At 56.5% G+C, this 23,907-nt stretch carries 22 protein-coding genes and 1 pseudogene; 17 read left to right on the top strand and 6 right to left on the bottom strand.

The genetic code is table 11. The features are described 5' to 3' along the window. Window positions 1-85 precede the first annotated feature (85 nt). The 13 genes and pseudogenes from tar to ACQG1K_RS13245 all read left to right on the top strand — a co-directional run bounded on the left by tar (window position 86) and on the right by ACQG1K_RS13245 (window position 14,166). The gene (gene tar, locus ACQG1K_RS13305) at window positions 86-1,753 is read left to right on the top strand and encodes a methyl-accepting chemotaxis protein II (protein ID WP_032624034.1); all 1,668 of its coding nucleotides are present in this window, start codon (window positions 86-88) and stop codon (window positions 1,751-1,753) included. A gap of 44 nt (window positions 1,754-1,797) precedes the next feature. Next, window positions 1,798-3,399: a methyl-accepting chemotaxis protein IV gene (gene tap / locus ACQG1K_RS13300; RefSeq protein ID WP_032624035.1), complete on the top strand. Its 1,602-nt coding sequence runs from the start codon at window positions 1,798-1,800 to the stop codon at window positions 3,397-3,399. A gap of 19 nt (window positions 3,400-3,418) precedes the next feature. Then, window positions 3,419-4,285, top strand: a complete 867-nt coding sequence (gene cheR / locus ACQG1K_RS13295; protein ID WP_017384409.1) for a protein-glutamate O-methyltransferase CheR — start codon at window positions 3,419-3,421, stop codon at window positions 4,283-4,285. Further along, window positions 4,282-5,331 (top strand): protein-glutamate methylesterase/protein-glutamine glutaminase, encoded by a 1,050-nt coding sequence (locus ACQG1K_RS13290; RefSeq protein ID WP_014884341.1) that lies wholly within the window; start codon window positions 4,282-4,284, stop codon window positions 5,329-5,331. The genes cheR and ACQG1K_RS13290 overlap by 4 nt, the downstream gene beginning before the upstream one ends. A gap of 17 nt (window positions 5,332-5,348) precedes the next feature. Beyond that, on the top strand, window positions 5,349-5,738 hold the full coding sequence (cheY, locus tag ACQG1K_RS13285) for a chemotaxis response regulator CheY (RefSeq protein WP_000763862.1): 390 nt from the start codon (window positions 5,349-5,351) through the stop codon (window positions 5,736-5,738). A 10-nt stretch (window positions 5,739-5,748) separates the two neighbouring features. Beyond that, window positions 5,749-6,393, top strand: a complete 645-nt coding sequence (gene cheZ, locus ACQG1K_RS13280; RefSeq protein WP_022648501.1) for a protein phosphatase CheZ — start codon at window positions 5,749-5,751, stop codon at window positions 6,391-6,393. A gap of 149 nt (window positions 6,394-6,542) precedes the next feature. Beyond that, window positions 6,543-7,691: a flagellar biosynthesis protein FlhB gene (flhB, locus tag ACQG1K_RS13275; protein ID WP_022648500.1), complete on the top strand. Its 1,149-nt coding sequence runs from the start codon at window positions 6,543-6,545 to the stop codon at window positions 7,689-7,691. Continuing rightward, a complete protein-coding gene (flhA, locus tag ACQG1K_RS13270) occupies window positions 7,684-9,762 on the top strand; it encodes a flagellar biosynthesis protein FlhA (RefSeq protein ID WP_126291680.1) in 2,079 nt (692 codons plus the stop codon). The genes flhB and flhA overlap by 8 nt, the downstream gene beginning before the upstream one ends. Beyond that, a complete protein-coding gene (gene flhE, locus ACQG1K_RS13265) occupies window positions 9,762-10,154 on the top strand; it encodes a flagellar protein FlhE (protein WP_063150077.1) in 393 nt (130 codons plus the stop codon). The genes flhA and flhE overlap by 1 nt, the downstream gene beginning before the upstream one ends. A 261-nt stretch (window positions 10,155-10,415) precedes the next feature. Next, window positions 10,416-12,005 (top strand): annotated as a pseudogene (locus ACQG1K_RS13260) (MFS transporter). Continuing rightward, window positions 12,005-13,144 (top strand): glycoside hydrolase family 88/105 protein, encoded by a 1,140-nt coding sequence (locus tag ACQG1K_RS13255; RefSeq protein ID WP_045308666.1) that lies wholly within the window; start codon window positions 12,005-12,007, stop codon window positions 13,142-13,144. Before ACQG1K_RS13260 ends, ACQG1K_RS13255 begins: the two are co-directional and overlap by 1 nt. Window positions 13,145-13,389: 245 nt before the next feature. Beyond that, window positions 13,390-13,680, top strand: a complete 291-nt coding sequence (locus ACQG1K_RS13250; protein ID WP_022648496.1) for a hypothetical protein — start codon at window positions 13,390-13,392, stop codon at window positions 13,678-13,680. A gap of 45 nt (window positions 13,681-13,725) precedes the next feature. Beyond that, window positions 13,726-14,166, top strand: a complete 441-nt coding sequence (locus ACQG1K_RS13245) for a DUF3421 domain-containing protein (RefSeq protein WP_367074280.1) — start codon at window positions 13,726-13,728, stop codon at window positions 14,164-14,166. Window positions 14,167-14,211: 45 nt separating this feature from the next. Here the strand turns inward: ACQG1K_RS13245 and argS are convergent, their stop codons facing one another. Next, window positions 14,212-15,945, bottom strand: a complete 1,734-nt coding sequence (argS, locus tag ACQG1K_RS13240; protein WP_022648494.1) for an arginine--tRNA ligase — start codon at window positions 15,943-15,945, stop codon at window positions 14,212-14,214. A 238-nt stretch (window positions 15,946-16,183) separates the two neighbouring features. Between argS and ACQG1K_RS13235 the strand changes: the two genes are divergently transcribed. After that, window positions 16,184-16,744: a VOC family protein gene (locus ACQG1K_RS13235; protein WP_023306486.1), complete on the top strand. Its 561-nt coding sequence runs from the start codon at window positions 16,184-16,186 to the stop codon at window positions 16,742-16,744. Between the two features lie 78 nt (window positions 16,745-16,822). Continuing rightward, window positions 16,823-17,566 carry a copper homeostasis protein CutC gene (cutC, locus tag ACQG1K_RS13230; RefSeq protein WP_063841092.1) on the top strand — a complete coding sequence of 248 codons (744 nt, stop codon included), beginning with the start codon at window positions 16,823-16,825 and terminating at the stop codon, window positions 17,564-17,566. A 260-nt stretch (window positions 17,567-17,826) separates the two neighbouring features. Here the strand turns inward: cutC and cmoB are convergent, their stop codons facing one another. Genes cmoB through ACQG1K_RS13205 form a run of 5 tightly spaced genes read right to left on the bottom strand, consistent with a single transcriptional unit; the run spans window position 17,827 to window position 21,407 of the window. After that, window positions 17,827-18,798, bottom strand: a complete 972-nt coding sequence (gene cmoB, locus ACQG1K_RS13225; RefSeq protein ID WP_032648765.1) for a tRNA 5-methoxyuridine(34)/uridine 5-oxyacetic acid(34) synthase CmoB — start codon at window positions 18,796-18,798, stop codon at window positions 17,827-17,829. After that, entirely contained in the window at window positions 18,795-19,538 is a 744-nt protein-coding gene (gene cmoA, locus ACQG1K_RS13220) for a carboxy-S-adenosyl-L-methionine synthase CmoA (protein ID WP_003859735.1), read from the bottom strand. Before cmoA ends, cmoB begins: the two co-directional genes overlap by 4 nt. Window positions 19,539-19,578: 40 nt before the next feature. Then, window positions 19,579-19,974: an MAPEG family protein gene (locus ACQG1K_RS13215; RefSeq protein WP_003859737.1), complete on the bottom strand. Its 396-nt coding sequence runs from the start codon at window positions 19,972-19,974 to the stop codon at window positions 19,579-19,581. 51 nt (window positions 19,975-20,025) lie between these two features. Further along, window positions 20,026-20,844, bottom strand: coding sequence for a DUF72 domain-containing protein (locus tag ACQG1K_RS13210; protein ID WP_367074284.1), 819 nt, complete (start codon window positions 20,842-20,844; stop codon window positions 20,026-20,028). Beyond that, window positions 20,841-21,407: a hydrolase gene (locus ACQG1K_RS13205; protein ID WP_023300447.1), complete on the bottom strand. Its 567-nt coding sequence runs from the start codon at window positions 21,405-21,407 to the stop codon at window positions 20,841-20,843. The genes ACQG1K_RS13210 and ACQG1K_RS13205 overlap by 4 nt, the downstream gene beginning before the upstream one ends. A gap of 263 nt (window positions 21,408-21,670) precedes the next feature. Here ACQG1K_RS13205 and aspS point away from each other — a divergent pair, with 263 nt between their 5' ends. Continuing rightward, on the top strand, window positions 21,671-23,443 hold the full coding sequence (gene aspS, locus ACQG1K_RS13200) for an aspartate--tRNA ligase (RefSeq protein WP_023300446.1): 1,773 nt from the start codon (window positions 21,671-21,673) through the stop codon (window positions 23,441-23,443). 1 nt (window position 23,444) lies between these two features. Then, window positions 23,445-23,888, top strand: a complete 444-nt coding sequence (nudB, locus tag ACQG1K_RS13195) for a dihydroneopterin triphosphate diphosphatase (RefSeq protein ID WP_023300445.1) — start codon at window positions 23,445-23,447, stop codon at window positions 23,886-23,888. Window positions 23,889-23,907: the final 19 nt, after the last annotated feature.

Raw genomic sequence — 23,907 nt, 5'->3', positions numbered from 1 at the left:
ACCCCGCGCTTTTCCCTTTCGCAAATGTAAAGTTCCCGTGGCCCCTGCCGATAACACCGTTAATCAATCGATGAGAAGGTGTTGTATGTTGAACCGTATCCGCGTTGTCACAATGCTTATGATGGTGCTGGTCATTTTCGCACTTCTTCAGCTTATTTCTGGCGGCCTCTTTTTCTCCTCGTTAAAACAGAACCAGGACAGCTTCGCGGCCTCGAACGATTTGCGGATGCAGCAAAGCGAACTGACCACAACCTGGGATCTGATGTTGCAGACGCGTATCAATCTGAGCCGCTCGTCTGCCCGCATGATGATGGATCCGAACAACCAGCAGAGCAGCGCAAAAACGGAACTGCTGAAGAATGCGCGCGCCACGCTGGCAGACGCGGCGAAACATTACGAGGCCTTCAAAAAAATCGCCCCTCAGCCCGCAATGGCGCAGGCGAGCGCGAACATAGATGAAAAATATCTGGCCTACTTCGCCGGCCTCACGGAGCTGGTGCAGTTCCTGGAGAAGGGCAATATGGACGCCTATTTCGCGCAGCCGACCCAGGGCATGCAGAACGCCCTCGGCGCGGCGCTCGGCGAGTACGCCAAAGCCAGCGGCGAGCTTTATCACTCCGCCTTTACGCAAAGCCAGAACGACTACCGTTTCGCGAAATGGCAGATGGCGGTGCTCGCCCTCGCGCTGGTCATCGTGCTGGTGGCCGTGTGGTACGGCATTCGTCATATCCTTCTTAATCCGCTTGGCCGCGTCATTGCCCATATCCGCGATATTGGCCGGGGCGATCTCACGAAAACGCTGACCGTTTCTGGTCGCAACGAGATCACCGAGCTGGCGACCAGCGTCGACCATATGCAGCGTTCGCTGATTGATACCGTCGCCAACGTGCGCGAGGGGGCGGATGCCATCTATACCGGCACGAGTGAAATCGCGATGGGCAACAACGATCTCTCGTCCCGTACCGAACAGCAGGCGTCCGCTCTGGAAGAGACGGCGGCCAGCATGGAGCAGCTCACCGCGACCGTGAAGCAGAATGCCGACAACGCCCGTCAGGCGTCGCAGCTTGCAGAAAGCGCGTCCGACACCGCCCAGCGCGGCGGTCGGGTGGTCGACGGCGTGGTGAAAACCATGCATGACATTGCCGACAGCTCGAAGAAAATCGCCGATATCATCAGCGTTATCGACGGCATCGCCTTCCAGACCAACATTCTCGCGCTGAACGCGGCCGTTGAAGCGGCGCGTGCGGGCGAGCAGGGACGTGGGTTTGCCGTGGTCGCTGGCGAAGTACGTAACCTCGCCAGCCGCAGCGCCAATGCGGCGAAAGAGATCAAAGCCCTGATTGAAGACTCTGTTTCACGCGTGGATACCGGCTCGGTGCTGGTGGAAAGTGCGGGTGAAACCATGAATGACATCGTGAATGCCGTGACGCGCGTGACGGACATCATGGGTGAAATCGCCTCTGCATCGGATGAGCAGAGTCGTGGTATTGACCAGGTCGCTCTGGCGGTATCGGAAATGGATCGTGTGACGCAGCAAAACGCCGCCCTGGTGCAGGAGTCCGCTGCCGCGGCCGCTGCGCTTGAGGAGCAGGCGAGCCGCCTGAAAATGGCCGTCTCGGCGTTCCGTCTTACTTCAAAAACAACAAATACGGTCAGCTCGCGGTCAGCGTACAGCGAAGCAACCCCGGCGCCCGTGACAACACCTACGCGCGCAGCGGTGACCGGACAAGATGAAAACTGGGAAACATTTTGACTGACAATTAAACCGCGGCTGCTTGCCGCTTGATGGGAGCGTGGATGTTAAATCGTATTCGTATCTCGACCACACTGTTTTTGATTCTGATCCTGTGTGGGGTTTTGCAGGTTGGCAGTAACGGGTTGTCTTTCTGGGCGTTTCGCGATGGCTATCAGAATTTGCAGGAAGTTGAGACGAGTAATCAGCAGCGCTCCGCACTGGCACAAACGCGTGCCGTGCTGTTACAGGCAAGCACTGCGCTGAACAAAGCAGGGACGTTAACCGCGCTGAGCTATCCGCCGGATGATATTAAGGCGCTGATGGTCGTGGCCCGCAGCAGCCTGAAGCAGGCCGACGCGCAGTTTAAGGCGTTTACGGCGCAGGAGGCGGTGAGTGAGAAAGAGAAAACGCTGAAGGTCGCCATGAAAAAGACCTTTGATGTGTGGTACGGCGATCTCGACCATCAGGCGACGTGGCTGGAGAACAACCAGCTCTCTGACTTCCTGACCGCGCCGGTGCAGGCGTCTCAGGCGGCATTTGACGACAGCTTTAACGCATGGCAGCAGGATATTAACCAGTTTGTGGCGCGTGCCGGTGCGGACAGCCGTACCAGCTACCGCATGTCAGGGGTGATTTTCCTGACCATGGTGATCCTGGCCGCCCTGCTGACCGGCGGCTCGCTGTGGTGGTCGCGCAAAATGATCGTCCAGCCGCTGGCGATCGTCAGCAGCCACTTCGACAGTATGGCGAAGGGCGACCTGGCGCGTCCGGTGGCCGTGTATGGCAGGAATGAAATATCAGCGATTTTCGCCAGCCTGAAGGCGATGCAGAGTTCGCTGCGGGAAACGGTAAGCAACGTTCGTCAGGGCAGTTACGCCATGCATACCGGGATCTCCGAGATTGCGGCAGGCAATAACGACCTCTCATCCCGCACCGAACAGCAGGCGGCATCGCTGGCGCAGACGGCGGCCAGCATGGAGCAACTGACCGCGACGGTAAGCCAGAACGCCGATAACGCGCGTCAGGCGTCCGACTTGTCAAAACAGGCGGCGATGACGGCGAAACGTGGGGGCGACCAGGCTTCTCACGTCGCCAGCACGATGCAGCAGATTGCCGCCAGCTCGCAGAAAATTGGCGACATTATCAGCGTCATCGACGGTATCGCGTTCCAGACCAATATTCTGGCGCTGAACGCGGCCGTTGAAGCGGCGCGTGCCGGAGAGCAGGGGCGCGGGTTCGCGGTGGTTGCCGGTGAAGTCCGAAACCTCGCCAGTCGCAGCGCCAACGCGGCGAAAGAGATCAAAGGGCTGATAGAAGAGTCGGTCTCCCGCGTTCAGCAGGGCTCCGCGCTGGTGGATACCGCCGCGCAGACCATGCACGAGATTGTCACCTCCGTGACGCGGGTTAACGACATTATGGGCGAGATTGCCTCGGCGTCTGATGAACAACGCCGTGGTATTGAGCAGGTGGCGCAGGCCGTTACACAGATGGATCAGGTTACGCAGCAGAACGCCTCACTGGTGGAAGAGGCGGCGGCGGCTACCGATCAGCTGGCAAACCAGGCGGATCACCTTACCGGGTTGGTCGCCGTATTTAATGTGAAAGAGCACGTTGAAGCAGTAACAGAAGTCGGACGGTCACAGGCCGTACCCGTTGTATCCTGAATGTGATTGAGAAGGCGCTATGACATCACCCATGCCCTCAGGGCAAACGTCATTATTGTTGCAGATGACACAGCGCCTCGCGCTGTCCGACGCGCATTTTCGTCGGATATGTCAGTTAATCTACCAGCGTGCGGGGATCGTGCTTGCGGACCATAAGCGAGACATGGTCTACAACCGGCTGGTGCGGCGCTTGCGCACGCTGGGGCTGGATGATTTTGGCCGCTATCTGAGCATGCTCGAAGCGAACCAGAACAGCGCCGAATGGCAGGCATTTATCAACTCATTAACCACCAACCTGACCGCGTTTTTCCGCGAGGCGCATCACTTCCCGGTGCTGGCGGAACACGCCCGTCGCCGTAGCGGAGAGTATCGCGTCTGGAGCGCGGCAGCCTCTACCGGGGAAGAGCCGTACTCGCTGGCCATCACCCTTGCAGACACCCTGGGAATGGCGCCGGGCCGCTGGAAAGTGTACGCCAGCGACATCGACACCGAAGTGCTGGAAAAAGCCCGTAACGGCGTTTATCGCCAGGATGAACTAAAAACGCTGTCTCCTCAGCAGCTACAGCGTTACTTCATGCGCGGTACCGGCCCGCATGAAGGACTGGTGCGCGTACGCCAGGAGCTGGCGAACTGCGTGGAATTTGCTCCCGTTAATTTACTGGATAAGCAGTACAACGTGCCGGGGCCATTCGACGCCATTTTTTGCCGTAACGTGATGATCTATTTTGATAAAACGACGCAACAGGACATTCTGCGTCGCTTTGTTCCGTTGCTCAAGCCTGACGGTTTACTGTTTGCCGGGCACTCGGAAAACTTCAGCAACCTCGTGCGTGAGTTTAGCCTGCGTGGGCAAACGGTTTATGCGCTGAGTAAGGAAAAAGCATGAGTAAAATCAGGGTATTGTCTGTCGATGATTCGGCGCTGATGCGTCAGATCATGACCGAAATCATCAATAGCCACAGCGATATGGAGATGGTGGCAACAGCGCCCGATCCGCTGGTCGCGCGGGATTTAATCAAAAAATATAACCCCGACGTGCTGACGCTGGATGTCGAAATGCCACGCATGGATGGCATCGATTTCCTGGAAAAATTAATGCGCCTGCGCCCGATGCCGGTGGTGATGGTGTCATCTCTGACCGGTAAAGGTTCAGAAATCACCCTGCGCGCGCTGGAGCTGGGGGCGGTGGATTTTGTCACCAAGCCGCAGCTCGGCATTCGCGAGGGGATGCTGGCGTACAGCGAGATGATCGCCGAGAAAATCCGTACCGCGTCGCGCGCAAAACTGGCGGCCCACAAGCCGATGGCCGCGCCGGCAACCCTGAAGGCCGGACCGTTACTCAGCTCGGAAAAACTGCTGGTCATTGGGGCGTCAACCGGAGGAACAGAGGCAATTCGCCATGTACTCCAGCCATTGCCGCTCTCAAGCCCGGGTATCCTGATTACGCAACATATGCCGCCGGGCTTTACCCGCTCATTCGCGGAGCGCCTGAATAAGCTGTGCCAGATCAGCGTGAAAGAGGCGGAAGACGGCGAGCGCGTGCTGCCAGGTCACGCGTATATCGCCCCGGGTGACAAACATATGGAGCTGGCGCGCAGCGGGGCGAACTATCAAATCAAAATTCATGACGGGCCGCCGGTTAACCGGCACCGTCCGTCGGTGGATGTGCTGTTTCATTCGGTGGCGAAACATGCGGGGCGCAACGCCGTGGGGGTGATCCTGACGGGGATGGGCAACGACGGCGCCGCCGGAATGCTCGCGATGCACCAGGCTGGCGCCTGGACGATTGCGCAGAATGAAGCAAGTTGTGTGGTGTTCGGCATGCCGCGCGAGGCCATCAATATGGGTGGCGTAAGCGAAGTGGTCGATCTTAGCCAGGTAAGCCAGCAGATGCTGGCGAAAATCAGTGCCGGACAGGCAATACGTATTTGACTCAGGAGTATTATTTTATGGCGGATAAAGAGCTTAAGTTTTTGGTTGTGGATGACTTTTCCACCATGCGTCGCATTGTGCGCAACCTGCTAAAAGAGCTAGGCTTCAACAACGTTGAAGAAGCAGAAGACGGGGTGGATGCGCTGAACAAACTCCAGGCTGGCGGGTTTGGTTTTGTGATTTCCGACTGGAACATGCCGAACATGGACGGTCTCGAACTGCTGAAAACCATCCGCGCGGATGCAGGCATGGCCTCTCTGCCGGTGCTGATGGTGACCGCAGAAGCGAAGAAAGAGAACATTATTGCCGCTGCACAGGCGGGCGCAAGCGGCTACGTGGTGAAGCCATTCACCGCGGCGACTCTGGAAGAGAAGCTCGGGAAGATCTTCGAGAAACTCGGCATGTGAGGTGATGGAAATGTTGCAACCTGCTATGAAACCCGTTGAAGAACATTCGCCGAGCGACATTATTGCCCGTATTGGTAGCCTGACCCGCATGCTGCGCGACAGCCTCCGTGAGCTGGGGCTGGACCAGGCTATCGCCGAAGCGGCGGAAGCCATCCCCGACGCGCGCGACCGTCTGGACTACGTGGTGCAGATGACCGCGCAGGCGGCCGAGCGAGCGCTGAACAGCGTTGAGGCGTCACAGCCGCACCAGGATGCGATGGAGAAGGGGGCGAAAGCGCTGACCCAACGCTGGGATGAGTGGTTTGAGAACCCCATTGAGCTGGCGGATGCCCGCGAACTGGTAACGGACACCCGTCAGTTCCTGGGCGATGTGCCAGGGCACACCAGCTTCACCAATGCGCAACTGCTGGACATCATGATGGCGCAGGATTTCCAGGACCTCACCGGCCAGGTGATCAAGCGCATGATGGATGTGATTCAGGAGATTGAACGTCAGCTGTTGATGGTGCTGCTGGAAAATATTCCGGAACCGGCTGCCCGTCCGAAACGCGAGAACGAAAGCCTGCTCAATGGTCCACAGCTTGACACCAGTAAAGCGGGCGTGGTGGCAAGCCAGGATCAGGTGGACGATCTGCTGGACAGTCTTGGTTTCTGATTGCCCTTCTGCCTCAGGCTGTGAACGCGGCCTGAGGTTGTTCAGAACAAAAACAGCGAAAAGAGCCCGAATAAACGGGCTTTTCCCGCCATTGGATTTTCTCTGCGCTGGCATGATACCCGTGAATTAATGGGCTGCGAGCAGGCACAGTGGCAGAAGAGAACGACGACAAAACAGAAGCCCCCACACCCCACCGACTTGAAAAAGCCCGTGAGGATGGGCAGATCCCCCGATCCCGAGAGCTGACCTCCCTGCTGATCCTGGTGGTGGGCGTCTGCATAATCTGGTGGGGCGGGGAGATGCTTGCCCGCAGACTGGCGGGAATGCTCTCTGCTGGCTTACGTTTTGATCACAGCATGGTCAATGACCCCAATCTGATCCTCATTCAGATCATCAACCTGGTTAAAAGCGCCATGATCGCTCTGCTGCCGTTGATTGCCGGGGTGGTCATCGTGGCTCTTGTTTCGCCGGTCATGCTCGGTGGCCTGGTGTTCAGCGGTAAATCGCTGCAACCGAAATTCTCCAAGCTCAACCCGCTACCCGGTATTGCGAAAATGTTTTCAGCTCAAACCGGGGCTGAGCTTCTTAAAGCGATCCTGAAATCGCTTCTTATGGGCAGTGCTGCCGGGTTTTTTCTGTGGCACCACTGGCCGGAGATGATGCGTCTGATCAGTGAATCCCCCATGACGGCGATGAAGAATGCCCTGAACCTGGTCGGATTAGGCTCGCTGCTGGTGGTTCTCAGCATTATTCCGATGGTGGCGTTCGACGTTATCTTCCAGATCTTTTCCCATATCAAGAAGCTGCGAATGTCGCGTCAGGATATTCGCGATGAATATAAACAGATGGAAGGCGACCCGCACGTCAAGGGCCGTATCCGCCAGATGCAACGTGCTGCCGCGCGTCGTCGCATGATGGAAGATGTGCCGAAAGCCGATGTGATTGTCACTAACCCGACCCACTACTCCGTGGCGCTTCAGTACGACGAAAACAAAATGAGCGCACCGAAAGTGGTGGCGAAAGGGGCCGGGCTAATTGCGCTGCGCATTCGTGAAATCGCGACGGAAAACCGCGTACCGATCCTTGAAGCACCGCCATTAGCCCGTGCGCTGTATCGCCACGCGGAAATTGGACAACAGATCCCGGGCCAGCTCTACGCCGCTGTCGCAGAGGTGCTGGCCTGGGTGTGGCAACTGAAACGCTGGCGTTTAGCGGGCGGTCAACGACCTGTAAAACCTGAGAACCTTCCGGTGCCTGAAGCACTGGATTTTTTGAACGAGAAGGACACTGATGGCTAATCTGGTGGCAATGTTGCGCCTGCCCGGCAACCTGAAATCGACGCAATGGCAGATCCTTGCCGGACCGATTCTGATCCTGCTAATTCTGTCGATGATGGTGCTGCCGTTACCGGCATTTATCCTCGACCTGCTTTTCACCTTCAACATTGCGTTGTCCATCATGGTGCTGTTGGTGGCGATGTTCACCCAGCGCACGCTGGAGTTCGCCGCGTTTCCAACGATCCTGCTGTTCACCACGCTGCTGCGCCTCGCGCTGAACGTTGCCTCCACGCGTATCATCCTGATGGAAGGGCACACCGGCGCGGCGGCGGCGGGCAAGGTGGTCGAAGCCTTCGGTCACTTCCTGGTGGGCGGCAACTTCGCCATCGGTATCGTGGTGTTCGTCATTCTGGTGATTATCAACTTCATGGTTATCACTAAAGGGGCGGGGCGTATCGCAGAAGTGGGCGCGCGCTTCGTGCTCGACGGGATGCCGGGCAAGCAGATGGCAATCGACGCCGACCTGAATGCCGGGCTGATTGCGGAAGATGAAGCAAAAAAACGCCGTGCCGAAGTGACCCAGGAGGCAGATTTCTACGGCTCCATGGACGGTGCGAGTAAGTTTGTGCGCGGTGACGCCATCGCGGGCATTCTGATCATGGTGATTAACGTCGTCGGCGGCCTGCTCGTCGGCGTGCTGCAACACGGCATGGACATGGGCAACGCAGCCGAAAGCTATACGCTGCTGACCATTGGTGATGGTCTGGTGGCGCAGATCCCGGCACTGGTGATCTCCACCGCGGCGGGCGTAATTGTGACCCGCGTCAGCACCGATCAGGATGTAGGCGAGCAGATGGTGGGGCAGTTGTTCAGCAACCCGCGCGTTATGCTGCTCTCCGCGGCGGTACTGGGCCTGCTCGGTATGGTGCCGGGCATGCCAAACCTGGTATTCCTGCTGTTCACTGCCGCGCTGCTGGGCCTTGCCTGGTGGATGCGTGGCCGCGAAACTCAGCCTAAGGCAGAGCCAGCGCCGGTCAAAATGCCTGAGAACACCCAGGCGGTGGAAGCCACCTGGAACGACGTTCAGCTCGAAGATTCGCTGGGGATGGAAGTGGGGTACCGCCTGATCCCGATGGTGGATTTCCAGCAGGATGGCGAATTGCTTGGCCGTATCCGCAGCATTCGTAAAAAATTCGCCCAGGACATGGGCTTCCTGCCGCCGGTGGTGCATATCCGGGACAATATGGATCTCCCGCCCGCACGCTACCGCATCCTGATGAAAGGGGTGGAAATCGGCAGCGGTGATGCGTACCCCGGCCGCTGGCTGGCGATTAACCCTGGCACGGCCGCTGGCACGTTGCCGGGTGAGCAGACGACCGACCCGGCCTTTGGTCTGGCGGCCATCTGGATTGAGAGCGCCCTGAAAGAGCAGGCGCAGATCCAGGGTTACACGGTTGTTGAGGCCAGTACCGTGGTCGCGACGCACCTCAACCATCTGATTGGCCAGTTCTCCGCGGAACTGTTTGGACGTCAGGAGGCGCAGCAGCTGCTTGACCGCGTAACGCAGGAGATGCCGAAGCTGACCGAAGATTTGGTGCCGGGCGTGCTGACCTTAACCACCCTGCACAAAGTGCTGCAAAATCTGCTCGATGAGAAGGTGCCGATCCGCGATATGCGCACCATTCTGGAAACACTGGCCGAGCATGCGCCGCTCCAGAGCGATCCACATGAGCTGACGGCGGTGGTGCGCGTGGCGCTCGGGCGCGCCATAACCCAGCAATGGTTCCCGGGAACCGGCGAAGTGCAGGTGATTGGCCTGGACACGCCGCTGGAACGTCTGCTGCTTCAGGCCCTACAGGGCGGTGGCGGGCTGGAGCCGGGTCTGGCGGACAGATTGCTGGCGCAAACCCAGGAGGCGCTGGCGCGTCAGGAGATGCTGGGCGCGCCGCCGGTGCTGCTGGTGAATCATGCGCTGCGTCCGCTGCTGTCGCGCTTCCTGCGCCGGAGCCTGAACCAGCTGGTGGTGCTGTCGAATATGGAGCTGTCCGATAACCGCAATATTCGCATGACGGCGACCATAGGAGGGAAATAATGCGTAAGGGGCTGTGGATCTTATTTTTCCCGCTGGCGGTGCAGGCCGCAGGCGAGGGGGCATGGCAGGCCAGCAGTATTGGCTTAACGCTCAACCATCGGGGGGAGTCGATCTCCTCCCGTCCGCTGTCAGCCTCTGAGCCCGTCTCCGGGCAGATGACGCTGGTGGCCTGGAATTACACCCTGACGGGACCCACACCGGCCGGGTTGCGGGTGCGGCTGTGCTCGCTGACCCGCTGCGCGGAAATCGAGGGCCAAAGTGGCATCACCCAGGCCTTCAACGGGGTGTCTGCTCAGGAACCTTTACGCTTTATCTGGGAAGTGCCAGGCGGCGGACGCCTGATCCCGGCGCTGAAGGTTCAGCGCAACGAGGTGCTCGTCAACTACCGCTAACTGCCCGCCTTTTCGCCAGTCTTCAGGCATTTCTGAAGGCTGGCTCGCAAAATTGACCTTCCCTTTTGATACAAAAGAAACGCTGTTTTATAAATCAGTGACACGCGTATTGACACTCTTTGCATTTTTGCCATTCACCACCCTGTGATGGCAGAAACAGAAAGGTTTCACCAGGTCGATACTTTTACTGTAGCCGTGTAAAAGCTCCCGGACGAGGTTTGCTTACAGGGAGTCTCCCAAAACTGATTAGGGTTGACGGCAATGAAAACACGTAAAATTGGACTCGCAAATTATCTTGCTTACGGTTCAGGGGACTTCCTCGGAGCGGGGACTACCGCCCTGACGGCCGCCTGGCTTTTGTATTTTTTATACGACCTTCTGTGGACTCACACCGATTGAAGCAACCTTTATCTTCGCCGCCGCAAGGGTGCTGGATGCGGTTGTCAGTCCGTTAATGGGCTTCTTAACCGATAATTTTGGTACCACCTGGCTGGGTAAGCGTTTTGGCCGGCGTAAGTTCTTCATCCTGCTCGGTATTCCCTGCGTTTTCAGCTACTCGCTGATGTGGGTAGGGGACATGAGTTTCTGGTATTACCTGCTGACGTATCTGATCTTTGATATTGTTTACACCATGATTCTGGTGCCGTATGAAACGCTGGTGCCGGAAATGACTGACGATTTCAAACAAAAAACCAAATTCTCCGGGGCGCGTATCTCCATGGCCCAGATGTCCGCCATTCTGGCCTCCTTCCTGCCGGGGATCCTGCTCACGCATTTCGGCAAAGACAACGCGATCTCCTTCTTCTATGCAAGCCTGGTCTTCTCCGTACTCTGCGCGCTGATGCTTACTTTCGTCTGGTTCTTCACCTGGGAGCGTCCGCGGGAAGAGTGGTCTGAAGCAGCCCTGCGCGCTGAAGAAGAGAAGAAAAAGCTGACCCTGGGACAGAGCCTGAACCGTCTTTTTGTCGAATTAAGTTCGACGCTGCGTATCAAGATTTTCCGCCAGCATCTGGGCATGTATCTCGGCGGCTATATTGCCCAGGATGTGTTCAACGCCGTATTCACCTATTACGTGGTGTTTGTACTGATGCAGGAAGCATCCATGGCGTCCAACCTGCTGGGCACGATGGCCATCTTCCAGTTCCTCGCCGTGATTGGCATGATCCCGCTGTGCATTCGCTTCGGACCTGCGCCGTCTTACCGCATGGTGGTCGTGCTGTTTGGCCTGGCCTCGCTCTCTTACGCGGTGCTTTATTACGCGGGCCTGAGCGACGTTTACGCTCTGCTGCTGCTGATCTCTGCGGTTGCCGGTCTTGGCCGCGGGGGTATCAACTACGTACCGTGGAATACCTACACCTACATTGCTGACGTGGACGAAGTGATCACCGGTCAGCGTCGCGAAGGGATCTTCGCGGGCATCATGACGCTGACCCGTAAAGCGTCCCAGGCCGGTGCGGTAATGCTGGTGGGGATCGTGATGCAGATGTCTGGCTTTGTCAGCGGTCAAAAAGTGCAGCCTGCGGAAGTGAGCCACACTATCCTGATGATCCTGAGCGTCGGCACCATTCTGGTACTGTTCTGCGGCTTCCTGGTCTCCCTGCGCTTCAAACTCAATTTGCAGACCCACAGCACCCTGCGTGAAGAGACCGCGAAAATGCGCGAGTCCGGCCATGCGATGCCGGAGGCGGCGACCCCGCAGGCCCGCGCCACCGTGGAGATGCTGGCCGGTATGCCGTATGAATCCCTGTGGGGCAACAACAATATCGGTTACCTGAATCGCAACAAGCCGGCGGCCCCTTCACTGAAGGATCGTGCGGTACTGAATTCGACATACAACAGAGGTTAAGATGATGAAAGTTTGGCCTGTCAAACATAGCCCGTTACTGCGTCAGCCTGAGCGCTTTATCGCCAGGGATGAACTGAAATCGCTGATTCAAAAGGTGACGCATAATCTGGTCAATATCCACGACAAAACGGGTGAGTTTTTGCTGCGGCTGGACGACGGACGCGTAATCGACACCAAAGGCTGGGCCGGATGGGAATGGACGCACGGCGTTGGTTTGTACGGTATCTGGCAGTATTACTGCCAGACCGGTGACGCAGGCATGCGCGAGATTATCGACAGCTGGTTTACTGACCGTTTCGCAGAAGGCGCAACCACCAAAAACGTGAATACCATGTCGCCGTTCCTGACGCTGGCGTATCGCTACGAAGAGACCAAAAACCCGGCCTGGCTGCCGTGGCTGGAAAGCTGGGCGGAATGGGCGATGAATGAGATGCCGCGCACCGAACATGGCGGCATGCAGCACATCACACTGGCGGAAGAGAACCATCAGCAGATGTGGGATGACACGCTGATGATGACGGTGCTGCCGCTGGCGAAAATCGGCAAGCTGCTTAATAAGCCGGAGTACGTCGAGGAGGCGATCTATCAGTTCCTGCTCCACGTACAGAACCTGATGGATCGTGAGACGGGGCTGTGGTTCCACGGCTGGAATTACGACGGCAATCACAACTTTGCCCGGGCCCGCTGGGCGCGCGGCAACAGCTGGCTGACCATCGTGATCCCGGATTTCCTCGAACTGGTGGATCTGCCAGAAAACAACGCCGTTCGTCGCTATCTGGTGCAGGTGCTAAATGCGCAGATCGCCGCACTGGCAAAATGTCAGGATGAGAGTGGATTGTGGCATACGCTGCTGGACGATCCTGATTCTTATCTGGAGGCGTCGGCCACGGCAGGGTTTGCCTACGGCATTCTGAAAGCCGTGCGCAAGCGGTATGTCGGTGCAGAGTATGCAGAGGTGGCGGAGAAAGCGATCCGCGGTATCGTGCAAAACATCTCGCCGGAAGGGGAACTGCTGCAAACGTCCTTCGGGACGGGGATGGGCAGCGATCTGGCGTTTTACCGCCAGATACCGCTGACCTCGATGCCGTATGGCCAGGCAATGGCGATTCTGTGTCTGACGGAATATTTACGGAAATATTTTTAATACCTGAATAATAATCTCATTACTGCAAAGCCTCTTTTAGAAGAGGCTTTTTTTTATAATGGCACCGGGAAAATACCTTACGCCATCAATATCAGGCGTGTTATATATTGATGGAGTGAATACTAGGCTGGAAATACATTACGCTTAGTATTAAATCGTGATTTTCTTCACAAAACACAATCCGTATTTATCCTATTTTTTATCTGCGTTAAGATTCTTCTAATATTCATACAAGGAGTGATGCAATGGAAAATACAATGGGCGGTATTATCGTTAACCCTGCTGTAAATATGCATGCCGATAAAATGTCTGATGAACATATCAATATGTTCGACACGGTTTTCAAGGATATTGATGGTGCGGGTTATTTCCCACTACTGTATGTCGGAAGCCAGCTTGTGGCTGGCCAGTTCCATACCTTTATTGCGCTTCGCCGTTTTATCCATGCGGAAGGCCCGGAAAAATCACTGGTTAAGGTGATTATTTTTCAAAGCCTGAATAATGACTTTGCCATTCATTCAATTTCTGAGTTTTAATTATTTTAACTACGGATAATTATTTAGACTGAAAAGGACATCATTATGTGGAAATCAGCGAAAAGGGATGAGTTTATCCCATTGGACGCGCCTGTAGCAGGTTATGAAATAGGTGTTCCTGGTATCAAAGGACCATCTCCATTGTTTATTATTCGCGCAAAAGTGAATGGTGGGATTCATCCGGGGAAATGGGTGTTCGGCAATACGGCATGGGTCCCATGGGGAGGAAGAGAGCACTTTTGTAATGAATTTGAAGTTTACGTGGGCGCTTTAAAATGGGTAGACGTTAAGGATAAACATTTCCCACCGAATATGGTTGAGGCGGGACATGAAGCCAATGGCACTAAGCTCTACATTGCCCGCGCAAAATTCGATAACGGTCTCTTTGTGGGTAAAGCTGGAAGTCACCTCAGCAGAGGTTGCTGCATCGGCTATAACGGCAGAGAGTATGAATTAGATACCTTCCAGGTACTCGTTCACGACTGATGGCGTTCATTTATAAAAAAACCCGGCAACCGCCGGGTTTCTTTTTTACATACGTTCTATGGTTTCGATACCCAGGGTATCCAGACCCAGTTTCAGGGTCTTCGCCGTCAGCTGCGCCAGCTTCAGGCGGCTGTTACGCACCGCTTCGCTCTCGGCGGTCAGGATAGGGCAGTGTTCGTAGAAGCCAGAGAACAGACCGGCCAGATCGTAAAGGTAAGCACACATAACGTGCGGCGTACCGTCGCGCGCGACCACAGAGAGCGTCTCTTCGAACTGAAGCAGGCGGGCAGCCAGCTGTGCTTCACGGTCTTCGGTAAGGGTCACCGTGGCGTTCGCCAGCACGCTTTCGTCAATACTGGCTTTACGGAAGACGGAGAGTACGCGGGTGTAAGCGTACTGCATGTATGGCGCCGTGTTGCCTTCAAACGCCAGCATGTTGTCCCAGTCGAAGATATAGTCGGTGGTACGGTTCTTGGAGAGATCCGCGTATTTTACCGCACCGATCCCAACCGCGTTAGCCAGTTTCTCCAGCTCGTCAGCAGGCATATCCGGGTTCTTCTCGGCCACCAGGCGACGGGCGCGTTCCAGCGCTTCATCCAGCAGATCGGAGAGCTTCACGGTGCCGCCCGCACGGGTTTTGAACGGCTTACCGTCTTTACCCAGCATCATGCCGAACATGTGGTGTTCCAGCGGCACGGAATCCGGCACATAACCCGCTTTACGCACGATAGTCCACGCCTGCATCAGGTGCTGGTGCTGACGGGAGTCGATGTAATACAGCACGCGGTCCGCATGCAGGGTTTCGTAACGGTATTTTGCACAGGCGATATCGGTGGTGGTGTAGAGGTAGCCGCCATCCTTTTTCTGGACGATCACGCCCATCGGTTCGCCTTCCTTGTTTTTATACTCATCAAGGAATACTACCGTTGCGCCTTCGCTTTCCACCGCCAGGTTTTTGGCTTTCAGGTCCGCCACAATGCCCGGCAGCATCGGGTTATACAGGCTTTCACCCATTACGTCGTCGCGGGTCAGGGTCACGTTCAGACGGTTATAGGTAAGCTGGTTCTGGGACATGGTGATGTCCACCAGCTTGCGCCACATCTCGAGGAAGTACGGATCGCCGCCTTGAAGTTTCACCACGTAGCTGCGCGCGCGCTCGGCAAAGGCTTCGTCTTCGTCGTAGTGTTTTTTGGCTTCACGGTAGAAACCTTCCAGGTCTGCCAGCGCCATTTCGCCTGCGTTTTCCTGCTGCTGTTTTTCCAGATACGCAATCAGCATACCGAACTGCGTGCCCCAGTCGCCTACGTGGTTTGCGCGGATCACCTTGTGACCGAGGAACTCCAGGGTACGCACGGCCGCATCACCGATAATGGTGGAGCGCAGGTGACCGACGTGCATCTCCTTCGCCACGTTTGGCGCGGAGTAGTCAACCACCACGGTCTGCGCTTCTGGCTGAGCCACGCCCAGACGGTCAGATTTCAGCGCCGCGTCAACGTGGCTTGCCAGGAACGCAGGCTCAAGGAAAATGTTGATAAAGCCCGGACCGGCGATTTCGGTTTTGCTGGCGATGCCGTTGAGATCCAGATGCGTCAGTACCTGCTCAGCGAGCTGTCGCGGCGGCATGCCCAGTTTTTTAGCCACTGCCATCACGCCATTAGCCTGATAGTCGCCAAACTGTACTTTCGCTGACTGACGAACCTGTGGTTCGCAATCCGCAGGCGCACCTGCGGCAATCAGTGCCTGACTGACTTTTTCTGAGAGAAGAGCCTGAATATTCACCTGGATACCTTACGTTTTTGATGCGGGTAAAAAACACCCACGCCAGTTTAAGAATTTAGGGCGGGAGTATACTGCAAATGCCCTCGGGCGTCAGCCCTGCGGGGGGCGAAGATCGCTCAGAATCCAGGCGAAGACGGTATGCATAATCATGCAGTCGAAAAAACCGTGATTATGCGGTTGGTCGACAGAGGGCAACAGAGTAAATTAGCGGCTTTGCGACACGAAACGAGACTGACCTATGGCGAACTGGCACACCATTGACGAACTGCATGATATTTCCGCAGATTTACCGCGCTTCACCCAGGCGTTCACAGAACTTGCCACCCGTCTCGGGCTGGATATCGCGCCGCTTGAGGCCGATCACATCTCTTTGCGCTGCCACCAGAATGCCACCGCAGAACGCTGGCGGCGTGGCTTTGAACAGTGCGGTGAACTGCTGTCAGAGAATATCATTAACGGTCGCCCGATTTGCCTGTTCAAACTTCACGCGCCGGTTACGGTGGCGCACTGGCAATTCACCGTTGTGGAACTGCCCTGGCCAGGAGAGAAGCGTTATCCGCACGAAGGCTGGGAGCATATCGAAATTGTTCTGCCTGGGGAGCCCGAGACGCTGAACGCCCGTGCGCTGGCGCTGCTTTCCGACGAGGGGTTAAGCCAGCCGGGTATTTTCGTCAAAACCAGCTCGCCAAAAGGTGAGCGCGAACGCTTACCGAACCCTACGCTTGCCGTAACGGACGGCAGCGTGACGGTGAAATTCCATCCCTGGACTATTGAGCAGATCGTCGCCAGCGAAGCGTAAGCACTGTGAGCGTCGATCCAGACACGAATCGGGCAACGTGCCACGATGGTACGTTGAGTAAAATTTAAGGAGGATGACATGGCGCTGCTGGAAATTTGTTGTTACAGCGTGGAGTGTGCCGTCACTGCGCAACGGCAGGGGGCCGATCGCATCGAGCTTTGCGCGGCACCGAAAGAAGGAGGATTAACCCCGTCCTTTGGCGTGCTGAAATCAGCTCGTCAGGCCATCACCATTCCGGTGCACCCAATTATTCGCCCGCGCGGCGGTGATTTTTGTTATACGGCGGGTGAGTTCAGTGCCATGCTTGAGGATATCGCCCTCGTCCGTGATTCCGGTTTTCCGGGCCTGGTGATCGGTGTGCTGGACGAAGAGGGAAACATCGATCTCTCGCGTATGCGCCAGGTCATGCGTGCAGCCCAGGGAATGGCGGTCACTTTTCATCGTGCGTTCGATATGTGTCAGGATCCGATACAAGCCTTTGATACGCTGGCAGAACTGGGCGTGGCGCGCGTTCTAACGTCGGGCCAGCAGCCCTCGGCTGAAAAAGGACTGAAATTAATTACGGAACTAAAAGCACATTCCGGTGTTCCAATAATCATGGCGGGCGCAGGAGTACGCGCCAGCAATCTGGAACTGTTTTTAAACGCAGGGGTGGAAGAGCTACACAGCTCGGCGGGTAAATGGATACCTTCACCCATGCGTTATCGCAATACAGGGTTGTCAATGTCGACGGATGCTGAAGCGGATGAGTACTCGCGCTACGGTGTGGATGGAGAGTCGGTTGCGGAAATGAAATCGCTGATTGAACGTCATCACGTGTAGCAACGTACCGATTTTTACCGCGCATCATGTCGCCCAATATGATGCTTGCTTGTACCAGGCCCCTGCAAATTACACAGGGGCCTTTTTTTCTCCTTCATATTTCAAGCCGCAGCCGCGTTGGCCGCCTCGCTCACCCCGGTCACTTACTGATGTAAGCTCCCGGGGATTCGCTGCGTTGCCGCCTTGCTGCAACTTGAACTATTTTGGAGAAAACGTGCGACGCGTAGGCCGGGTAAAGCGCAGCCGCCACCCGGCACAAACTACGGCTTGGTCGCAATCAATACCGCACGCATCGGGGCCGGATAGCCTTCGACGGTTTTGCTGTGGTCGTCCGGATCGAGGAACTGCTCCAGCGATTCGGTGATCATCCAGTCGGTGCGACGCTGTTCCTCAACCGACGTCACGCACACATCGGCGATGCGTACATCGACAAACCCACATTTCTCCAGCCAGTTCTTCAGCGCCAGCGCGGAAGGGATGAAGTAAACGTTGCGCATCTGCGCATAGCGATCGCCTGGCACCAGAACGGCATGTTCATCCCCTTCGATGACCAGCGTTTCCAGCACCAGCTCACCGCCGCTGACCAGCTGATCTTTCAGTTGCCAGAGATGCTCCAGCGGGGAACGACGGTGGTACAGCACGCCCATCGAGAACACGGTATCAAAGGCTTTCAGAGCAGGGAGTTGCTCGATACCCAGCGGCAGCAGGTGCGCGCGCTGGTCGTTACCTAGCAGCTTTCGCACCGCTTCAAACTGGCACAGGAACAGCTGCATCGGATCGATACCGACGGCCAGATGCGCGCCTGCGCCGATCATGCGCCACATGTGATAGCCGCTACCGCAGCCCACGTCCAGAATGGTGCGCCCGGTCAGGTCGGATAAATGCGGCAGAACGCGATCCCACTTCCAGTCTGAGCGCCATTCGGTATTGATGTTCACGCCGTACAGCGAGAACGGCCCTTTGCGCCACGGCATCAGGTTACGCATCAGCGTTTCGATGCGGTTGATCTGCCCGGCCGGGAGCGGCTCTTCGCTCTCCGCCGTCACGCTGTGCAGTAAATCCAGACGATGAGGCGTCAGTTCAGGCAGAAACTCCACGGCGTTGGACCACTGCTTCAACAGACCATGCTGCTGATCGCGCTGCCAGGTGGCAATTTGCGCAGGCAGGGTTTCCAGCCAGTGGGATAGGTGGTTTTTGGCAATCAGCTGATAGAAATTACCGAACTCGATCATGCTGCGTCTCCGGCTTTCAGCGCCACCAGAGAACCAAAGTTAAAGCACTGGAACCACAGTTCGCTGTGTTCAAATCCGGCTTTGCGCAGGCGCGCTTTGTGTGTTTCAACGGAATCCGTCAGCATGACGTTTTCAAGCATGCTGCGCTTCTGGCTGATCTCCAGCTCGCTGTAGCCGTTTGCACGCTTGAAATCATGGTGCATGTTGAATAGCAGTTCGCCCACGCTGGCGTCTTCAAAGCTGAATTTCTCAGACAACACCAGCGCGCCGCCCGGGTTGAGGCCCTGATAAATTTTATCCAGCAACCGCTGACGATCGTCCGGCACCAGGAACTGAAGGGTAAAGTTCAGGACCACCATCGAGGCGTTCTGGATGTCGATATCGCGGATATCGCCTTCCACCACCTCCACAGGCGTAGGGGCTTTATATGCGTCAATGTGGCGACGGCAGCGTTCAACCATGGCCGGTGAGTTATCGACAGCCACAATCTTGCAGCCTTCGTGATGAACGTTACGACGAATGGACAGCGTTGCCGCTCCCAGCGAACAGCCCAGGTCATAGACCTGCGTGCCGGGTTGAACGAAACGCTCCGCCAGCATGCCGATCATGGAGATGATATTGGAATAACCGGGAACAGAGCGCTGGATCATATCCGGGAAGACTTCGGCTACCCGTTCATCAAAGGTCCAGTCGCCCAGGCTGGCGATAGGCGCGGAAAAAAGCGTGTCGCGATCTGACATAACGTAAAAATCCGGGAAAAATAAAGGGGCATATTGTGCGCTAATGGAAGGAGAAAACCAACTCCCACGGCATATACCAAAGGTTAGCCAGCACCATCAGCAAAAGCGAGCACCAGGTCGCGCTCATGCCGGAACGACGCCAGCGGATCAGGCGGTGGTGAAAACCATAATAATGCATCAAACGCCCTGCAATCAGCAGCAGCCCACAGACGTGCACCATCCAGGTTTCAGCGCCATCCATCTCCATTAACAGCAGTAAAATTAACGCGACGGGAATGTACTCGACCGCGTTGCCGTGGATCCGGATTGCGCTTTGCAGCTCAGAAAAGCCCCCGTCACCGTAGGAGACGCGGTACTGCATTCTCAGGCGCACAACATCAAATGAAAATTTAATCAGCAGTAATGCACCTAACACCGCATACAGCGCGCTGACCATACTAACTCCCTGTTTTTGGCAGATGGCACGTCTCTATGATAGGGGGTGATTTCAGAAAAGAGAAGATTGTTGTGGGATGGACGGCGCGGGGCCAACCGACGGAACCGCCTGCTGCAAGGCCTGCCAGAGAGCATCGACCAGTTCAGGTGCCTGGGCAATATCCGGCGTATGTAAAAACAGGTACGGGGTGGTGGTTTGCTCCCGTTTCGCGAGCGTTTGCAGCCAGACGGCGAACATCTCTTCATTCTGTTGCATGTTATCGCTGCCGATAAACCGCACCATCGGGTTCTGCGCGGTAACAATGGCGTGAACCGGTACTTTCGGTTTTTTGCGCTGGGCATCAACAACGGCTTCGCTGTGCGGGATTGCGCTGTGCACGGGGCGGCTGTCGAGGATCACGCGGTTGACCGATCGTTCATGCAGGCCGCGATTCAGCGCTTTCTCCGCGTCGCCTTTGGCAAAGAAATCTGGATGCCTCACCTCCACACCGTACGTGAAATCGTGGGGCAGGGCGTCGAGAAACTGCCAGAGGGCTTGTAGATCGCGCGGACCGAACGTGGCGGGAAGCTGGAGCCAGTACTGGCCAACACGGTTTGCCAGGGGCGACATCCGGGTGAAAAACTCGTGGGTTAAATCATCGCAGTTTCGCAGTGCGGCGTTGTGGGAGATGGTTGCCGGAAATTTGAAGCAAAAGCGGAAATCGTCGGTGGTTTGCTCGCGCCAGCGCTCGACGATCTCCGCGCGGGGCAAGGCGTACAGCGTGGTATTGCCCTCCACGCAGTTAAAGTGTCGGGCATACTCTTCAAGGCCAGTAATACCCAGGCGCACCCATTTCGGGTGCGACCACTGGGGCAAACCCACGTACATCATAGCGCGCTGAGGATCTCATCCGTGCTGCGCACGCGACCAATACGCGGGAAGATATGGGTCATGCTGCCCTGATGCTGATCCGCAGAGGCTGCGCTGCACGCATCTTCCGCTATCACCAGGTTAAAGCCCAGCTCCCAGGCGTTACGGGCGGTGGATTCCACACCGATGTTGGTGGAGATCCCGCACAGAATAATAGTGTCTATCCCGCGACGGCGCAGCTGGAGCTCCAGGTCAGTGCCATAGAATGCGCCCCACTGGCGTTTGGTGACTTCTACATCGCTGTCGCGTTTACCGAGTGAGACCGGGTACGTCCACCAGTTGTCCGGCAGCGCATGCGCCGGGGCCTGAGCATCAACTGGCTGCTTTAGCGCTTCGGCGAAATCAGTGGACCAGCCGACGCGCACCATGACGACAGGCGCACCGCTGGCCCGGCATTTTTCCGCCAGACGCGCAGCGCGGCTTACGACATCGTCAGCGGTGTGTGGACCACCGGCAAAAGGCAGGATCCCTTCCTGTAAATCAATGACCACAAGGGCGGTTTTGGTGGCATCAAGCGTTAACATTGTCACTCCAGTAAAATTAATTGCTTTTTTACACCTTACGACGGGATGGCCTGTTATCGGTCGGATAATTTTGTTAATTTTTGTGAGAATAGACAATAAGAGCACAGCAAACACGCGTCAGGCCGTGCTTCGCTCTTATCGTGCGGCAGAATTTCCAGTATAATAGCCGCCTTTTTTCATCCAGTTGTGACATACAGAAAGCTGCGACATCGTAGCCTGTAAGACAGGCGACAATCAGCCTGCGGCTAATTAAGGGATATCTCATGCGTACAGAATATTGCGGGCAGCTGCGTCAGTCCCACGTCGGGCAGCAGGTCACCCTGTGTGGTTGGGTCAATCGTCGTCGCGATCTTGGTAGCCTTATCTTTATTGATATGCGTGACCGCGAAGGTATCGTTCAGGTGTTCTTCGATCCGGATCGCGCTGATGCGTTGAAGCTGGCCTCTGAGCTGCGTAATGAGTTCTGCATTCAGGTGACGGGCACCGTGCGTGCGCGTGACGAGAAAAACATCAACGCCGACATGGCGACCGGTGCTATCGAAGTGCTGGCGTCCGATCTGGTGATTATCAATCGCGCAGAAGCGTTGCCGCTGGACTCCAACCACGTCAACACCGAAGAAGCGCGTCTTAAATACCGCTACCTGGATCTGCGTCGCCCGGAGATGGCTCAGCGCCTGAAAACCCGTGCGAAAATCACCAGCCTGGTGCGTCGCTTTATGGATGACCACGGTTTCCTCGATATCGAAACCCCGATGCTGACCAAAGCCACGCCGGAAGGCGCGCGCGACTACCTGGTGCCATCCCGCGTCCATAAGGGCAAATTCTACGCGCTGCCACAGTCACCACAGCTGTTCAAGCAGTTGCTGATGATGTCAGGCTTCGACCGCTACTATCAGATCGTGAAATGCTTCCGCGATGAAGATCTGCGTGCAGACCGTCAGCCAGAATTTACCCAGATCGATGTGGAAACCTCCTTCATGACCGCCGAGCAGGTGCGTGAGGTGATGGAAGCCCTGGTGCGTAGCCTGTGGAACGACGTAAAAGGCGTTGAGTTGGGCGATTTCCCAATCATGACCTTCGCGGAAGCCGAGCGTCGCTACGGCTCCGACAAACCAGACCTGCGTAACCCGATGGAGCTGGTGGACGTGGCAGACCTGGTGAAAGCCGTTGAGTTCGCGGTCTTTGCTGGTCCGGCTAACGATCCGAAAGGCCGCGTGGCTGCCCTGCGCGTACCGGGCGGTGCTGCCCTGAGCCGTAAGCAGATTGACGACTACGGCAACTTCATCAAGATCTACGGTGCGAAGGGTCTGGCCTATATTAAAGTAACCGAGCGTGCTAAAGGTCTGGAAGGCATTACCAGCCCTGTTGCGAAATTCCTGAATGCGGACATCGTGGAAGCTATTCTGGAGCGCACCGGCGCGCAGGACGGCGACATGATCTTCTTCGGCGCAGACAACAAGAAAGTCGTTGCGGATGCGATGGGCGCGCTGCGTCTGAAGCTCGGCAAAGACCTCAACCTGACCGATGAAAGCAAATGGGCCCCGCTGTGGGTGATCGACTTCCCGATGTTTGAAGACGACGGTGAAGGCGGCCTGACCGCGATGCACCACCCGTTCACCTCGCCAAAAGACATGACGGCGGCGGAGCTGAAGGCAGCACCGGAAGATGCGGTAGCGAATGCCTACGATATGGTTATCAACGGCTACGAAGTGGGCGGCGGCTCCGTGCGTATTCACAGCGGTGAAATGCAGCAGACCGTGTTCGGCATTCTGGGCATTAACGAGCAGGAGCAGCGCGAGAAGTTTGGCTTCCTGCTGGACGCCCTGAAATACGGTACGCCTCCGCACGCGGGTCTGGCCTTTGGTCTTGACCGTCTGACCATGCTGCTGACCGGCACCGACAACATCCGTGATGTTATCGCCTTCCCGAAAACCACCGCAGCGGCGTGTCTGATGACTGAAGCGCCAAGCTTTGCCAACCCGGCCGCGCTGGCTGAGCTGGGCATTGAGGTGGTGAAGAAGGAAGAGAAAAACTGATATGGCATATAAGCGTCCCGTTTCGGTTCTGGTGGTCATTTATGCAGAAGACTCGAAGCGGGTGCTGATGTTGCAGCGGCGCGACGATCCTGATTTCTGGCAGTCGGTTACCGGCAGTCTGGAAGAGGGAGAGTCCGCGCCGCAGGCCGCCGCGCGTGAAGTAAAGGAAGAGGTCGCCATTGACGTTGCTCGCGAGCAACTGACCCTGAAGGACTGTCAGCGCACGGTGGAGTTTGAAATTTTTAGCCATTTACGTCATCGCTATGCACCGGGAATTGAGCGCAATACGGAATCGTGGTTCTGCCTTGCGCTTCCCCATGAGCGGGAGATCGTGTTCACGGAACACCTGACCTACCGCTGGGTGGATGCGGCGGATGCCGCCGCACTGACCAAGTCATGGAGCAACCGGCAGGCGATAGAAGAATTTGTAATTAACGCTGCCTGAGAAGGCGCGATTTTTGGAG

It is taken from the genome of Enterobacter cloacae complex sp. 402C9 (assembly GCF_050030745.1).
Classification (GTDB): Bacteria; Pseudomonadota; Gammaproteobacteria; order Enterobacterales; family Enterobacteriaceae; genus Enterobacter; species Enterobacter intestinihominis.
The sequence above is the reverse complement of the archived record's forward strand: the minus strand, read 5'-3'. Positions and strand labels throughout refer to the sequence as shown.

Coding starts and splice junctions, on each gene's coding strand:
- tar (WP_032624034.1), top strand. CDS start 86: ATGTTGAACCGTATCCGCGTTGTCACAATGCTTATGATGGTGCTGGTC.
- tap (WP_032624035.1), top strand. CDS start 1,798: ATGTTAAATCGTATTCGTATCTCGACCACACTGTTTTTGATTCTGATC.
- cheR (WP_017384409.1), top strand. CDS start 3,419: ATGACATCACCCATGCCCTCAGGGCAAACGTCATTATTGTTGCAGATG.
- ACQG1K_RS13290 (WP_014884341.1), top strand. CDS start 4,282: ATGAGTAAAATCAGGGTATTGTCTGTCGATGATTCGGCGCTGATGCGT.
- cheY (WP_000763862.1), top strand. CDS start 5,349: ATGGCGGATAAAGAGCTTAAGTTTTTGGTTGTGGATGACTTTTCCACC.
- cheZ (WP_022648501.1), top strand. CDS start 5,749: ATGTTGCAACCTGCTATGAAACCCGTTGAAGAACATTCGCCGAGCGAC.
- flhA (WP_126291680.1), top strand. CDS start 7,684: ATGGCTAATCTGGTGGCAATGTTGCGCCTGCCCGGCAACCTGAAATCG.
- flhE (WP_063150077.1), top strand. CDS start 9,762: ATGCGTAAGGGGCTGTGGATCTTATTTTTCCCGCTGGCGGTGCAGGCC.
- ACQG1K_RS13255 (WP_045308666.1), top strand. CDS start 12,005: ATGAAAGTTTGGCCTGTCAAACATAGCCCGTTACTGCGTCAGCCTGAG.
- ACQG1K_RS13250 (WP_022648496.1), top strand. CDS start 13,390: ATGGAAAATACAATGGGCGGTATTATCGTTAACCCTGCTGTAAATATG.
- ACQG1K_RS13245 (WP_367074280.1), top strand. CDS start 13,726: ATGTGGAAATCAGCGAAAAGGGATGAGTTTATCCCATTGGACGCGCCT.
- ACQG1K_RS13235 (WP_023306486.1), top strand. CDS start 16,184: ATGGCGAACTGGCACACCATTGACGAACTGCATGATATTTCCGCAGAT.
- cutC (WP_063841092.1), top strand. CDS start 16,823: ATGGCGCTGCTGGAAATTTGTTGTTACAGCGTGGAGTGTGCCGTCACT.
- cmoB (WP_032648765.1), bottom strand. CDS start 18,798: ATGATCGAGTTCGGTAATTTCTATCAGCTGATTGCCAAAAACCACCTA.
- cmoA (WP_003859735.1), bottom strand. CDS start 19,538: ATGTCAGATCGCGACACGCTTTTTTCCGCGCCTATCGCCAGCCTGGGC.
- ACQG1K_RS13215 (WP_003859737.1), bottom strand. CDS start 19,974: ATGGTCAGCGCGCTGTATGCGGTGTTAGGTGCATTACTGCTGATTAAA.
- ACQG1K_RS13210 (WP_367074284.1), bottom strand. CDS start 20,844: ATGATGTACGTGGGTTTGCCCCAGTGGTCGCACCCGAAATGGGTGCGC.
- ACQG1K_RS13205 (WP_023300447.1), bottom strand. CDS start 21,407: ATGTTAACGCTTGATGCCACCAAAACCGCCCTTGTGGTCATTGATTTA.
- aspS (WP_023300446.1), top strand. CDS start 21,671: ATGCGTACAGAATATTGCGGGCAGCTGCGTCAGTCCCACGTCGGGCAG.
- nudB (WP_023300445.1), top strand. CDS start 23,445: ATGGCATATAAGCGTCCCGTTTCGGTTCTGGTGGTCATTTATGCAGAA.